Raw genomic sequence first — 13255 nt, 5'->3', positions numbered from 1 at the left:
GCCATAAAAAAGGCAGGCCCGCGAAACCAGCGGCCTGCCTTTTTCAACATGAGGAGACCTACAGCTCGGGGTCTTCTTCACCTTTATACACGTGCGACTCCTTGTACATGTCCTGCACATGGCGAATCAGCACCATGATCACGGCGGCCACCGGCAAGGCCAGCAGCACCCCGGTAAAACCGAACAGTTCACCCCCGGCCAAAATCGCAAAGATCACCGCTACCGGGTGCATGCCGATTTTGTCACCTACCAGCAATGGCGTGAGCACCGTACCTTCCAGCGCCTGCCCCACCATAAACACTGCGACGATTCCGAGCATCGGGTACAGGTCACCGCCAAACTGGAAGAGCCCGGCAATCAATGCCGCCCCAATGCCGATGATGAACCCCATGTACGGCACAATGGCCGCAATGCCCGCCATCAAACCAATCAGCAGGCCCAGTTCAAGCCCGACCAGCATCAGCCCCGCGGAATAAATCACCCCGAGCGCGAGCATCACCAGCAACTGCCCACGGACAAACGCACCGAGCACGTCATGACACTCTTTGGCCAGCGAAACGATTTGTTCTTCACGGTCACGCGGCAGCAAGCCCCGGATCTTGGCCAGCATGATGTCCCAGTCACGCAACAGGTAAAAAGCCACCACCGGGATCAATACCAGGTTGGCCAAAAACCCGATCAGCGCCAGGCTCGACGCCGTGGCCTGCGACAGCACCACCCCGACGACATCGGACGCCTCCCCCATATGCTCAGTGATCGCCGCCTTGATCTTGTCGAACTTCCAGAAGCCGTCGCTCAGGCCGAACTTGCTTTGCGCCCATGGCATCGCCGTATGTTGCAACCAGTCCAGCACTTGTGGCGCCAGTTGGTACAGTTTCATCAACTGCTTGGCCAGCAACGGCACCAACACCAGCACCAGCGCCGTCACAATCACGGTGAACAGCGTAAACACGGTCACAACCCCCCAGGTTCTGGACAAGCCGAGCCTCTCCAGACGGTCCACTACGGGATCGAACATGTACGCCAGAACGATAGCGACCAGAAACGGCGTGAGTATCGGATGCAAGAAATACACAAACAGGGCGAACACCAGCGCCACGCCCCACCATACCCATCGCCGCGAATCCGTCATCAAGCGTCCATCCTTTATAAAGAAGAAAAAACCTACCAGCGAAAGCGTAGCTGTGCGGCGGGCGTAGCGGCGGGCGTCTGACCCGCCTCAGTCACCGGCGCGCCCTCACTCGCCGGGATTTCCTGCAAATGCGCCAGCCCCAGTTGAGCGCGCAACTGCTCGGCACTGCCATTGACCTGATACACGCTACGGTCGCCGTCTATTCGCACAAGCTGCCCGCCAAACGGCTCAAGCAAACGCCCCAGCGAGGCATAACGTTCAAGGGTCATGCCGTGGACTTCCAGCAACTGCTCTGTAGAAATGCCCGGCTTGACCACATAACGCGGCGCCAGACGCTCACTCACGGCCAGCATCACCGCATCGGCCAACGCTGCCTGATCGGCCGCCTGCGCACTGCCCTGCTCCTGCTGATCGCCCAGCCACATCCGCCATTTGGCTTGCCACTGGCCGCCCTCTTCTCGGGCATGCACCGCCAGCAACGCATCGGCACCGTACCGCTCGGACGCTTCACGCAACGGCGCAGGGTTGGCGCCTTCAATATTGTCGACCGTGCCAACCAGTTGTTCGCTCAAGTCCGCCAACGGCAAGCGCAATGGCAGCCCCCGGTGTTGCGCTGCACGGCGCAGCGGTTCGGCCGCCGACTGCCCGTCACCGACCAGGCTTGAACCTTCCACCGAGTCGGCCAGCCACCAACTCAGCAACGCCGGACGGTTGCTGCCCCACAACGACAGGCCCGCCTGACGCAACGCGCGCTCGGTGCTCACAGGATCGAAGTCCACCTGCAGGCTTTCGGGCGGCCCGGCGTCATACCCGTACTGACGAATGATCTGCTGCGGGTCCTTGCGCACCGGCTCAAGAGCGGGGTTTTGCAGCGCCTTGGCATCGCCGGTCAGGCGGATGACCAGTGTCTGCAATGCTTTTTGCGTGGCTTGCGTGCGCTCTTCAGGCGACTGGCTGCTCACCGGCTCACGCACTTGATACAAATTGGTCAGAATTTCGGCATGACTCGCCAGGCTGAAAAAGGACAAACAGCCCGCGGCTAAAAGATGATGAAAACGCATGAAATATTCCTGACGACAAAAAAGCAGTCTTGAAAGACCCGATAAACCCACTGCACAGGCTTCAGACAGGGCGCAAGCCAAATCATTCAGCGCGACGGCAGCGTTTTCACCCGGTCATAAAAAATCAAAAGTGAACCCGTATACCTTATACAGGCCTGCCCGCAGCGGCCAGTAAGACTAAATAAGGTTTTTTTCGCGCTATATAACCCTGCCCGTCGGCCCGAGGATGGCCGCTGCCCTTCAAGCCTGATAAAATCGCGCGCCTTCGCAGACCGGCGACAGCCGGGCACCCGGCAAATGTTTCATTCACAGCGATGAGCACTTGCCAGCGGGCCCTCTGAGATCGGTCGACCTCCCCGAATCCCCCCTAAAGGCCTGGATTATGAGCAAGCAACCATCCCTGAGCTACAAAGACGCCGGTGTAGACATCGACGCCGGTGAAGCATTGGTCGAACGCATCAAGAGCGTGGCCAAGCGCACTGCACGCCCGGAAGTGATGGGCGGCCTCGGCGGTTTTGGCGCCCTCTGCGAAATTCCTGCCGGTTACAAGCAGCCTGTTCTGGTCTCCGGGACCGACGGCGTGGGCACCAAGCTGCGTCTGGCGCTGAACCTGAACAAGCACGACAGCATCGGCATCGACCTGGTGGCCATGTGCGTGAACGACCTGATCGTCTGCGGCGCCGAGCCACTGTTCTTCCTCGACTACTACGCCACCGGCAAACTCAACGTTGAGACCGCGACCCAGGTGGTGACCGGTATCGGCGCAGGTTGCGAACTCTCCGGCTGCTCGCTGGTAGGCGGCGAAACCGCTGAAATGCCAGGCATGTACGAAGGCGAAGACTACGACCTGGCAGGTTTCTGCGTCGGCGTGGTCGAAAAATCCGAAATCATCGACGGTTCCAAAGTGGCTGCCGGTGACGCCCTGCTCGCCCTGCCGTCTTCAGGCCCGCACTCCAACGGTTACTCGCTGATCCGCAAGATCATCGAAGTGTCCGGTGCAGACATCGAAAACATCCAGCTCGACGGCAAGCCGCTGACCGACCTGCTGATGGCCCCGACCCGCATCTACGTCAAGCCGCTGCTCAAGCTGATCAAGGAAACCGGCGTGGTCAAGGCCATGGCGCACATCACCGGCGGCGGCCTGCTGGACAACATTCCGCGCGTGCTGCCTAAAGGCGCCCAGGCTGTAGTGGACGTGGCCAGCTGGCAGCGTCCTGCGGTATTCGACTGGTTGCAGGAACAGGGCAACGTGGCCGAAACCGAAATGCACCGCGTCCTGAACTGCGGCGTTGGCATGGTGATCTGCGTGGCCCAGGCTGATGTAGAAACCGCCCTGAACGTGCTGCGTGAAGCCGGTGAACAGCCTTGGGTCATCGGCCAGATCGCAACCGCCGCCGAAGGCGCTGCGCAAGTCGAGCTGCAAAACCTCAAGGCGCACTGATGCCTGACACCTGTGATGTAGTGGTGCTGCTTTCCGGCACCGGCAGCAACTTGCAGGCCTTGATCGACAGCGATGACGTCAAGGCAAGCCCGGCCACCCTGCGCGCGGTGATTTCCAACCGCGCCGACGCCCCGGGCCTGCAACGCGCCAAGAACGCGGGGATCGACACCCGTGTACTGGATCACACAGCATTCGAAGGCCGCGAGGCCTTCGATGCTGCACTGATCGACATCATCGACACTTTCAATCCGCACCTGGTGGTACTGGCCGGCTTCATGCGCATACTCAGCGCTGACTTCGTGCGCCACTATCAGGGGCGCCTGCTGAATATCCACCCGTCTTTACTGCCCAAATACAAAGGCCTGCACACGCATCAGCGCGCACTGGAAGCGCAAGATCGTGAGCACGGTTGCAGCGTGCACTTCGTGACCGAGGAACTCGATGGCGGCCCTCTGGTCGTACAGGCAGTGATACCGGTCGAGTCTGAAGACACGCCAAGCAGTCTGGCGCAACGGGTGCATGCCCAGGAACACCGGATCTACCCGCTTGCAGTGCGCTGGTTTGCCGAGGATCGCTTGTCTCTCGACGAACAAGGTGCATTATTGGACGGTCAATTACTCCCGGCCAGCGGCCACCAGATACAAATCTAGGAGATTTTATGCGTCGTGCCCTGCTCCTTGCCCTTAGCCTGCTAGCCATCCCAGCAGTGCAAGCGGCCGATCTTCAGCCTTTCAAGGCCAGCTACACCGCCGACTGGAAACAGTTGCCGATGAGCGGCTCCGCAGAACGCAGCCTGACCAAAGGCGCAGACAACGTCTGGACCTTGAACTTCAAGGCCTCGATGCTGATCGCGAGCCTGAACGAAGAAAGCACACTCAAGCTGGAAAAAGACCAGCCGGTGCCCCTGAGCTATCACTTCGAACGGGGTGGCCTGGGTAAAGCCAAAAACATCGACCTGAACTTCAACTGGAAGGACATGACGGTTACCGGCACCGACAACAAGACGCCGGTGACGGTAAAACTGCTAACCGGCATGCTCGACAAGTCGACCTATCAACTGGCCCTGCAGCGCGACGTCCTGGCCGGCAAAAAGTCGATGAGCTACCAAGTGGTTGATGGTGACGAAGTGGACACTTACGACTTCCGCGTCATCGGCCCTGAAGTGGTCAGCACCAAGGCCGGCAAAATCAACGCCATCAAAGTCGAGCGCGTCCGCGACCCGGCCCAGAACAAGCGCATCACCGAGATGTGGTTCGCCAAACAGTGGGATGGTTTGCTGGTTGCCTTGCGCCAGGTTGAAAAAGACGGCAAGGAATACAACATCATGCTGCTCGACGGCACGGTGGACGGCAAGACAGTCAAAGGCAAATGATCCGCGACTGACAGCACCGACTAAAACCTCGCTCCAGCGAGGTTTTTTTTCGACTTTGAAATCCCGGCGAAGATAAAACTTTTCAGAAACCCCCTACAACCTGCCTTTAACCCTTGCACTAGGATGCTCGAAAATTACAAAGAGTTGCACGTATGGTTAACCAGGGTTACAGGACGATCACCGGCAACGCTCAAGGAGTGATTTCAGCAGGTTGTTCAACCCAAGAGTCAATCGGTAACACGTATCAGACAACGCATACTGACGAAATCATGGTGCCGCCCTACAGCTACAACATGACCAATGTCGGAAATATCAATAAACAAACACACCACCCCATCCCCACCACTAAAAACGTTAACAAATCTTCACCACTGCTGGCTCAAGCGCTCTCAATTAGAGAAGAAATAAACTGCATCATCAGTTTTTACCGCCTATCGTCTTTTGACAAACCGGAGAAACTTTATTCTAGCTCGATCAATGATGAAATCTTTGATGACCTGACACTTGAAATACCTCACGCCATTTTGCTACACGACGCACAACCGCAAGAACATGTCGCCATCCGTAATCGAGATATCACGCGGACCCACCATTTTTCGGGTACCCGCGGATATAGCTCATGGGAAAATAACGAATGAAGCCCACTAAAGAAAGTTGCATGCCTGGTAGCTGCGACTATTGGATGGTCAGTTCCGCAGCCGGAAAACTTGGAAGCCAAGCCAGCACATTGGGTGTAAGACATATTAAAGACGGCACACTGCGATTCCAGTTCAACCGTGAAGTCGCTTATTATGCCAAACGTATTGTTGATGATGTCTCGCTGGGCAAAAAAAGCCCTGAGCAGGGCTTGCTGGACATCGAAAACGAACAACGCAGCCTACTGAACCAGTCAATTGAAATTGCTCAGAAAGGGGTGGGAGCAATTGCCGGGGCATTTCAAATCGCCGCAGGGGCCGGAATCTGTTACGCCTCAGCAGGTGTACTGTGCGCATTGGCAGGAGCGCCCATGATGGCCCATGGTGCTAATAATCTTTATGAGAGTGGTCGTAACCTCTTAGAAAATCGTTCTGACACCCAAGGCCCTGTCAGAAAGCTTTATCAAGAGGGCTCAACACTACTCGGCGGCGACGCATCTCATGGAAACATGGCATATGGTACGGTTGATTTAGGGCTTTCTGCCTATGGTGTAGGGAGGATGGTATTAAAGCCCGATGCCTGGCGCCTATTTAGGTACATCCACGCTGATTACATCAGATCCTATAAAACCATGGGTAGCAGCGCCCTTATATTCGAAGGCATTAGCGATAGCGTGACAGGCAGATCAATGTACCGGGAGTATAAAGACAATGACAAATAGCATTATCATTTCAATCACCTACCTCGCTCTATCTTTGACGATCTTGTCTTTTTTATATTTCCTGTCCAGAAAATTTTCGGGTGAACAATTTAAATGGAGATGGTTCCTTATATGCTTATCCTTCACTATTTTTTTTGGATCATTCCACATGAGCATTGCGAAACACGGATACGACATTCTCTTTCCCGCGCTAAAACCCTTCATTAACGGTAACGATGCCGTTGGGTGGATCGCCTTTGTATGTGTCTTCCTCCATACAGGCTGCGTTCCCACCCAACATGAGCCGAAGCGATGGTTTTCCCGACACTAAGTTAATACCCAATCAGTTTTACCAAGAATACCTCAACTTGATCAGTCAAGAGCGTGACGTCTCTTCTCTGCCCCTCTAAATATCGTCATCAGGATTAAGCAGTGTCGCAACGTGAGCGCAGGGCGAACACATATTGATTTCGCCCTAATATCGGCTCACTTGCAACGGCTATAAAGCTCCGTCTCGCCAAGCAGTGTGTGCAGGTCGTGGAAGCGATGCGATTATTTGATCAAAATTCGCCATCGCATACCTTCCGTCAACTTTTCCAATGGTGGCATTGCTCAAGGAAAGCCAACTCGCAACCCGGCGCGAAGCGCTTCAGTGATCGCTGAGTACACGATCAGCAGAGCATATTAGAGGCGCTCGTATGGCTCGAGCTTGCTCCGACGACGAGTGAAGTCCAAAAACAAACCCCGCCGAAGCGGGGTTTGTGTTGACCGTCATGAATGCGTGTTTACCACATCAGGTCATCCGGAATCTGGTACGCCGCGTACGGATCGTCTTCTTCAGGTGTTTTGGGCTCAACCAGAATGTTGAGCTGCACGATCCGGCGCGGGTCGCGTTCCTGAATCTTCAGAGCGGCTTCGCGCGGGATGACTTCGTAACCACCCTGATGCTGCACGATCGCCAGCGAACCATTGGCCAGCTTATTGCGCATCAGCGTGTTGACCGACAGGCGCTTGACCTTCTTGTCGTCAACGAAGTTGTAGTAGTCCTCAGTGCTGAGCTTGGGCAGGCGCGAGACTTCAATCAATTGCTTGATTTGAGCGGCGCGGGCCTTTTGTTCGGCCTTCTCCTGCTGCTGACGGTTCAGCTCCTGGTCGCGCTTGATCTTCTCGGCCTTGGCTTCGGCCGCCAGGCGCTGCTGAGTGTCATCAAGCTCGATCTGGCCTTTATGGGCCAGACGCTGCTGCTTCTGCTTTTCTTTACCGGCCTGTTTGGCCTGCTTCTCGTTAACCAGTCCGGCTTTGAGCAACTGGTCGCGTAGGGAAATGCTCATCTACTTACTCACTTAGGCAAACTCAGCCGCAGCTGGGTAAATTCTTTTCCTGGCGCTTGGCTTTACCCCAGAGGGCGTCCAGGTCTTCAAGGGTGCAATCTTCAATGGGTCGCAGGGTATCGCGCAATGCCTGCTCGATAAACCTGAAACGCCTGTCAAATTTGGCATTTGCCCCACGCAAGGCCGTTTCAGGGTCAACTTTCAGGTGTCGCGCCAGATTCACCACGGAAAACAGCAGGTCACCGACCTCGTCATGGATGGCAGTCGAGTCGTTGTCCGCCATGGCTTCCAGCACTTCGTCGAGTTCTTCACGCACTTTGTCCAGCACCGGCAGGGCCGCAGGCCAGTCGAAGCCTACCTGAGCGGCGCGCTTCTGCAATTTGGCGGCCCGCGATAAGGCGGGCAACGCCACGGGCACGTCATCGAGCAAAGACAACTGATGGGGCGCCGACGCTTTTTCAGCCCGTTCTTGCGCCTTGATTTCATCCCAACGCTGCTTGACCTGTTCTTCGCTCAGGCGCGGCACGTCCAGCGGCGCGTACAGATCGCCCGTCGGGAACACATGGGGATGGCGGCGGATGAGCTTGCGGGTGATGCTGTCGATCACCCCGGCAAATTCAAAGCGGCCTTCTTCACGGGCCAACTGGCTGTAATAAACCACCTGAAACAACAAGTCGCCCAACTCGCCCTGTACGTGCTCAAAGTCGCCCTGCTCGATGGCATCAGCGACTTCATACGCTTCCTCAAGGGTGTAAGGCACGAGGGAGGTCCAGGTTTGCTTGATGTCCCACGGGCAGCCGTACTGCGGATCACGCAGCCGGGCCATGAGGTGGAGCAAATCGTCGAGGTTGTACATCACGGATCTCTTCTACAAAACGCTATGAGCAGGGCCGCACGCAACGCCAGTTACCCGCCTCCAGTGGCTGAAAGCGGGGTTCCTCAGACCTTATCGCGGCTCACTGCGCCCGATACGCCGGGTTTCAATGATGTTGGGCAGTTGCGAGATTTTTCCCAACAGACGCCCCAGCGAATCGAGCCCCGGAATCTCGATGGTCAAGGACATCAGCGCGGTGTTGTCCTCTTTGTTCGAGCGGGTGTTGACCGCCAATACGTTGATCCGCTCGTTGAGCAGCACTTGCGACACGTCACGCAGCAGCCCGGAACGGTCGTACGCCCGAATCTCGATATCCACCGGGTAGGTGGAAACCGGGATCGGCCCCCAGTTGACTTGAATCATCCGCTCAGGCTCGCGGCTGCCCAGTTGCAGCACCGAGGCGCAATCCTGGCGGTGAATGCTCACGCCACGCCCCTGGGTGATGTAACCGACGATGGCATCGCCCGGCAGCGGCTGGCAGCAACCGGCCATTTGTGTGAGCAGGTTGCCCACGCCTTCGATCTGGATGTCGCCGCGCTTGCCCGGTTTGTAGCCGGTGGCCTTGCGCGGGATCAGCTCCATCTGCTCGTTGCCCCGTTCGGGCTCGACCATTTGCTGCGCAAGGTTGATCAACTGCGCCAGACGCAAGTCACCCGCGCCCAGTGCCGCGTACATGTCTTCGGCGGTTTTCATGTTGGCCTTGTCGGCCAACTTTTCGTAATCCACCGCAGGCAGGCCCAGACGGCCGAGTTCGCGCTCAAGCAGGGTTTTACCCGCGGCCACGTTCTGGTCACGCGCCTGCAACTTGAACCAATGCACAATCTTGGCCCGGGCCCGCGACGTGGTGATGTAACCCAGGTTCGGGTTCAGCCAGTCACGGCTCGGCGTGCCATGTTTGCTGGTGATGATCTCGACCTGCTCACCGGTTTGCAGGCTGTAGTTGAGCGGCACAATTCGCCCGTTGATCTTCGCGCCCCGGCAGTTATGGCCGATTTCGGTGTGCACCCGATACGCGAAGTCCAGCGGTGTCGCGCCTTTGGGCAAGTCGATGGCGTGCCCGTCCGGGGTGAAGATATAGACCCGGTCCGGTTCGATATCGACCCGCAGTTGCTCGGCCAGACCACCGATATCGCCCAGTTCTTCGTGCCATTCCAGCACTTGGCGCAGCCACGAGATTTTCTCTTCGTACTGATTGGAACCGGCCTTGACGTCAGTGCCCTTGTACCGCCAGTGCGCGCATACCCCGAGTTCGGCCTCTTCGTGCATGGCGTGGGTGCGGATCTGCACCTCAAGTACCTTGCCCTCCGGCCCGATCACGGCGGTGTGCAGCGAGCGATAGCCGTTCTCTTTCGGGTTGGCGATGTAATCGTCGAATTCTTTCGGGATATGGCGCCACAGCGTATGGACGATGCCCAGCGCGGTGTAGCAATCGCGCATCTCGGGCACCAGCACCCGCACGGCTCGCACGTCATAGATCTGGCTGAAGGCCAGACCTTTGCGCTGCATTTTGCGCCAGATGGAATAGATGTGTTTGGCCCGGCCGCTGATGTCCGCGTCAACGCCGGTGGCTTCCAGCTCCGTACGCAACTGATTCATGACATCGGAGATGAAACGCTCGCGATCCAGGCGACGCTCATGGAGCAAGGTCGCGATCTGCTTGTACTGCTCAGGCTCAAGGTAACGGAAGGACAAGTCCTCCAGCTCCCACTTGATATGACCGATGCCGAGACGGTGCGCCAAGGGCGCATAAATATCGAACACCTCGCGGGCCACGCGGTTGCGTTTTTCGTCCGGGGCATTCTTGACGGCGCGAATGGCGCAGGTGCGCTCGGCCAGCTTGATAAGCGCGACGCGCACATCATCGACCATGGCCACCAGCATTTTGCGCAGGTTCTCGACCTGACCCTGAGTGCCCAACACCATCGACTGGCGCGGGCTCAGGCTGGCGCTGATCGCGGCCATGCGCAGCACGCCATCAATCAGCTTGGCCACCACCTGGCCGAAGCGCTGGGTAACGGCGGGCAGTTGAATCTGGCCTTCACGTACGCCGCGATAGAGAATCGCCGCGACCAGCGAGTCCTGATCCAGCTTCAAATCCGCGAGGATTTCAGCGATTTCAAGCCCGGTACGAAAGCTCGATGTGCCTTCGGTCCACAGGTTTTTCGCGGCATTGGCTTGCTGTTCGGCCTCGCGTGCAAACTCACAGGCTTCTTTCAAGGCTTCACGGTCCAGCGCGACATCCACACTCACGGCATGATCAAGCCATGCGTCGAGGTTGAGACTGCCGTCGGTGTTGATCGGCTGGTGTGCTCTGACCTGTACCATCTTGCTTACCTTCCCTACGGCGCACATTCCGTGCGCCGAAATCACCGGCCCGAATCCCGATTCCACGCCACAGGGCCAAGTCGCGTGGAACTGCGGGCCCGTAGAAATAGACAGACCGTCCTAGTCTGCTTCAAATAACGCCATTGCCTCGACATGCGCGGTTTGCGGAAACATATCGAGGATTCCGGCACGTTTTAACCGATAACCCTGCTTCATCAGTTCAACCGTGTCGCGCGCCAGCGTGGCCGGGTTGCACGACACATACACCAAGCGTTTGGCCCCAAGGGCAGACAGCTTGCGTACCACTTCATAAGCGCCATCACGGGGCGGGTCCAGCAGCACGGCAGAAAAACCGTCTTTGGCCCATGCTGCTTGCGCCAGCGGCTGCGACAGGTCGGCCTGAAAAAACGCTGCATTATGCAGGTTGTTACTGACCGCGTTTAGCGCAGCGCGTTCGACCATCGTCGCAACCCCCTCAACCGCCACCACCTCGCGGACCTGTTTGGCCAGCGGCAACGCGAAGTTACCCAGCCCGCAAAACAAGTCAAGAACCCGCTCGTCGGCTTGGGGCGCCAGCCATTCCAGCGCCTGAGCCACCATGGCCTCGTTGACCCCTGCATTGACCTGAACAAAGTCGCCGGGGCGATAGGCCAGTTGCAAACTCCATTGTTCTAAAAGGTAGCCCAACGTTTGAGTCAAATCGACAGGCTGCGGTTCACCTTCGCCATGCAACCACAATTGGGCACCGTGGGTGAGGCAAAACCCCTGCAACAGCTGCATGTCTACTTCGCTGAGCGGCGCCATGTGGCGCAACAGCACGGCAATCGCCGACCCACTGAACAACTCGACATGGCCCAGCGCCCTCGGGTTGCTCAACTGACGCAACAGAGCGGGCAGCCCGGCCATGATAGGTTGCAAAGCCTGTACCAGAACCAAACAGTGATCGATGGCCACAATGTCCTGACTGCCAGCCGCGCGGAAACCGACTTCCAGCTGTTTGGCACGCGCATCCCAACGCACCGCAATGCGGGCGCGGCGGCGGTAGCCGAACTCGGGCCCGGTCAACGGCGCGGCCCACTCCTCAGGTTCGACAGCCGCTACCCGCGACAACTGCTCGGCCAGCATGCGCTGTTTAAGTGCAAGCTGCTCGTCGTGGGGCAGGTGCTGCACGCTGCAGCCGCCACAGCGCCCGGCATGGGCACACGGGGCGACGCGGCGCACTTCACTGGCTGTAAAGACGCGCTCAGTGCGGGCCTCAACGATTTTGCCGTGGGCACCCAGCACCCTGGCCTCCACGTCTTCACCGGCCAGCGCACCGCTGACAAACCAGGTCCGGCCGTCAAGGAAGGCAATGCCGCGGCCATCATTGGCCAGACGCTCGATGCGCAAACGCTGTTTTTTGCCCGTGGGCACCTGCGGGGCCTTGGTGCCGCCAGCCGGCTGAAACCGCAGGCCTCTTGCTTGCTTAGCCATCAGTTCGGCGCATCGTAAATGCCGGTCGACAAGTAACGGTCGCCACGGTCACAAATGATCGCGACGATCACCGCGTTTTCCACTTCCCGGGACAACCGCAGCATCGCGGCCACTGCACCGCCCGAAGAGACGCCACAGAAGATGCCTTCTTCGCGGGCCAGTCGACGCATCACGTCTTCAGCTTCGCGCTGGGCCATGTCGACGATCCGGTCCACCCGGTCAGCCTGATAAATCTTTGGCAGGTATTCGGTTGGCCAGCGGCGAATGCCGGGGATGGCGGCGCCTTCCATCGGCTGCAGGCCGATGATCTGGACGTTGGGGTTTTGTTCTTTCAAATAGCGCGACACGCCCATGATGGTGCCGGTGGTACCCATCGAGCTGACAAAGTGGGTGACGCTGCCCTGGGTCTGACGCCAGATCTCCGGGCCGGTGCTGGTGTAGTGCGCTTCGGGGTTGTCACCGTTGGCAAACTGGTCGAGCACCTTGCCGTGACCTTCAGCCTGCAGCTTGTCGGCCAGATCGCGCGCGCCTTCCATGCCCTCTTCCTGGGACACCAGAATCAGCTCGGCGCCATAGGCGGTCATGGCCGCCTTGCGCTCGGCACTGGAGTTGTCAGGCATGATCAGGATCATCTTGTAGCCTTTGATCGCAGCGGCCATGGCCAGTGCGATGCCGGTGTTGCCGGACGTGGCTTCAATCAGGGTGTCGCCGGGCTGGATCTGACCGCGCGCTTCGGCGCGGGCAATCATCGACAGCGCCGGGCGGTCTTTGACCGAGCCCGCCGGGTTATTCCCTTCGAGCTTGAGCAATAACGTATTGGTGGTGTCGCCGGCCAGGCGCTGCAAGCGCACCAGCGGCGTGTTGCCGACGCAGTCGGCGATAGTGGGGTACTGCAAAGTCATGGCGTATT

At 58.2% G+C, this 13255-nt stretch carries 12 protein-coding genes; 5 read left to right on the top strand and 7 right to left on the bottom strand.

Annotated features, from left to right (window positions below; all coding sequences use genetic code 11):
- Positions 1–58: 58 nt before the first annotated feature.
- On the bottom strand, positions 59–1132 hold the full coding sequence (locus V6F78_RS17835; protein ID WP_047294835.1) for an AI-2E family transporter: 1074 nt from the start codon (positions 1130–1132) through the stop codon (positions 59–61).
- Between the two features lie 32 nt (positions 1133–1164).
- A complete protein-coding gene (locus V6F78_RS17830; RefSeq protein ID WP_094991268.1) occupies positions 1165–2193 on the bottom strand; it encodes a DUF2066 domain-containing protein in 1029 nt (342 codons plus the stop codon).
- 382 nt (positions 2194–2575) lie between these two features.
- Here V6F78_RS17830 and purM point away from each other — a divergent pair, with 382 nt between their 5' ends.
- The 5 genes from purM to V6F78_RS17805 all read left to right on the top strand — a co-directional run bounded on the left by purM (position 2576) and on the right by V6F78_RS17805 (position 6363).
- On the top strand, positions 2576–3634 hold the full coding sequence (purM, locus tag V6F78_RS17825) for a phosphoribosylformylglycinamidine cyclo-ligase (RefSeq protein ID WP_047276389.1): 1059 nt from the start codon (positions 2576–2578) through the stop codon (positions 3632–3634).
- Positions 3634–4284, top strand: a complete 651-nt coding sequence (gene purN / locus V6F78_RS17820; RefSeq protein ID WP_332727978.1) for a phosphoribosylglycinamide formyltransferase — start codon at positions 3634–3636, stop codon at positions 4282–4284. The genes purM and purN overlap by 1 nt, the downstream gene beginning before the upstream one ends.
- A gap of 8 nt (positions 4285–4292) precedes the next feature.
- A complete protein-coding gene (locus tag V6F78_RS17815; RefSeq protein ID WP_094991267.1) occupies positions 4293–5006 on the top strand; it encodes a DUF3108 domain-containing protein in 714 nt (237 codons plus the stop codon).
- A 152-nt stretch (positions 5007–5158) separates the two neighbouring features.
- Positions 5159–5644, top strand: coding sequence for a type VI secretion system tube protein TssD (gene tssD, locus V6F78_RS17810; protein WP_169839775.1), 486 nt, complete (start codon positions 5159–5161; stop codon positions 5642–5644).
- A complete protein-coding gene (locus tag V6F78_RS17805; protein ID WP_332727977.1) occupies positions 5641–6363 on the top strand; it encodes a DUF4225 domain-containing protein in 723 nt (240 codons plus the stop codon). Before tssD ends, V6F78_RS17805 begins: the two co-directional genes overlap by 4 nt.
- Positions 6364–7127: 764 nt before the next feature.
- Here the strand turns inward: V6F78_RS17805 and V6F78_RS17800 are convergent.
- The 5 genes from V6F78_RS17800 to cysM all read right to left on the bottom strand — a co-directional run bounded on the left by V6F78_RS17800 (position 7128) and on the right by cysM (position 13247).
- On the bottom strand, positions 7128–7673 hold the full coding sequence (locus V6F78_RS17800) for a DUF2058 domain-containing protein (RefSeq protein WP_047276399.1): 546 nt from the start codon (positions 7671–7673) through the stop codon (positions 7128–7130).
- A gap of 22 nt (positions 7674–7695) precedes the next feature.
- A complete protein-coding gene (gene mazG, locus V6F78_RS17795; RefSeq protein ID WP_332727976.1) occupies positions 7696–8529 on the bottom strand; it encodes a nucleoside triphosphate pyrophosphohydrolase in 834 nt (277 codons plus the stop codon).
- Between the two features lie 90 nt (positions 8530–8619).
- On the bottom strand, positions 8620–10872 hold the full coding sequence (relA, locus tag V6F78_RS17790) for a GTP diphosphokinase (RefSeq protein WP_047276403.1): 2253 nt from the start codon (positions 10870–10872) through the stop codon (positions 8620–8622).
- A gap of 120 nt (positions 10873–10992) precedes the next feature.
- Positions 10993–12345 (bottom strand): 23S rRNA (uracil(1939)-C(5))-methyltransferase RlmD, encoded by a 1353-nt coding sequence (rlmD, locus tag V6F78_RS17785; RefSeq protein ID WP_332727975.1) that lies wholly within the window; start codon positions 12343–12345, stop codon positions 10993–10995.
- A complete protein-coding gene (gene cysM / locus V6F78_RS17780) occupies positions 12345–13247 on the bottom strand; it encodes a cysteine synthase CysM (protein WP_332727974.1) in 903 nt (300 codons plus the stop codon). Before cysM ends, rlmD begins: the two co-directional genes overlap by 1 nt.
- Between the last annotated feature and the right edge of the window lie 8 nt (positions 13248–13255).

The sequence above is a fragment of the Pseudomonas sp. ESBL9 genome (genome assembly GCF_036668715.1).
Taxonomy (GTDB): domain Bacteria; phylum Pseudomonadota; class Gammaproteobacteria; order Pseudomonadales; family Pseudomonadaceae; genus Aquipseudomonas; species Aquipseudomonas lundensis.
This window is presented reverse-complemented; position numbering and strand designations above follow the sequence as displayed.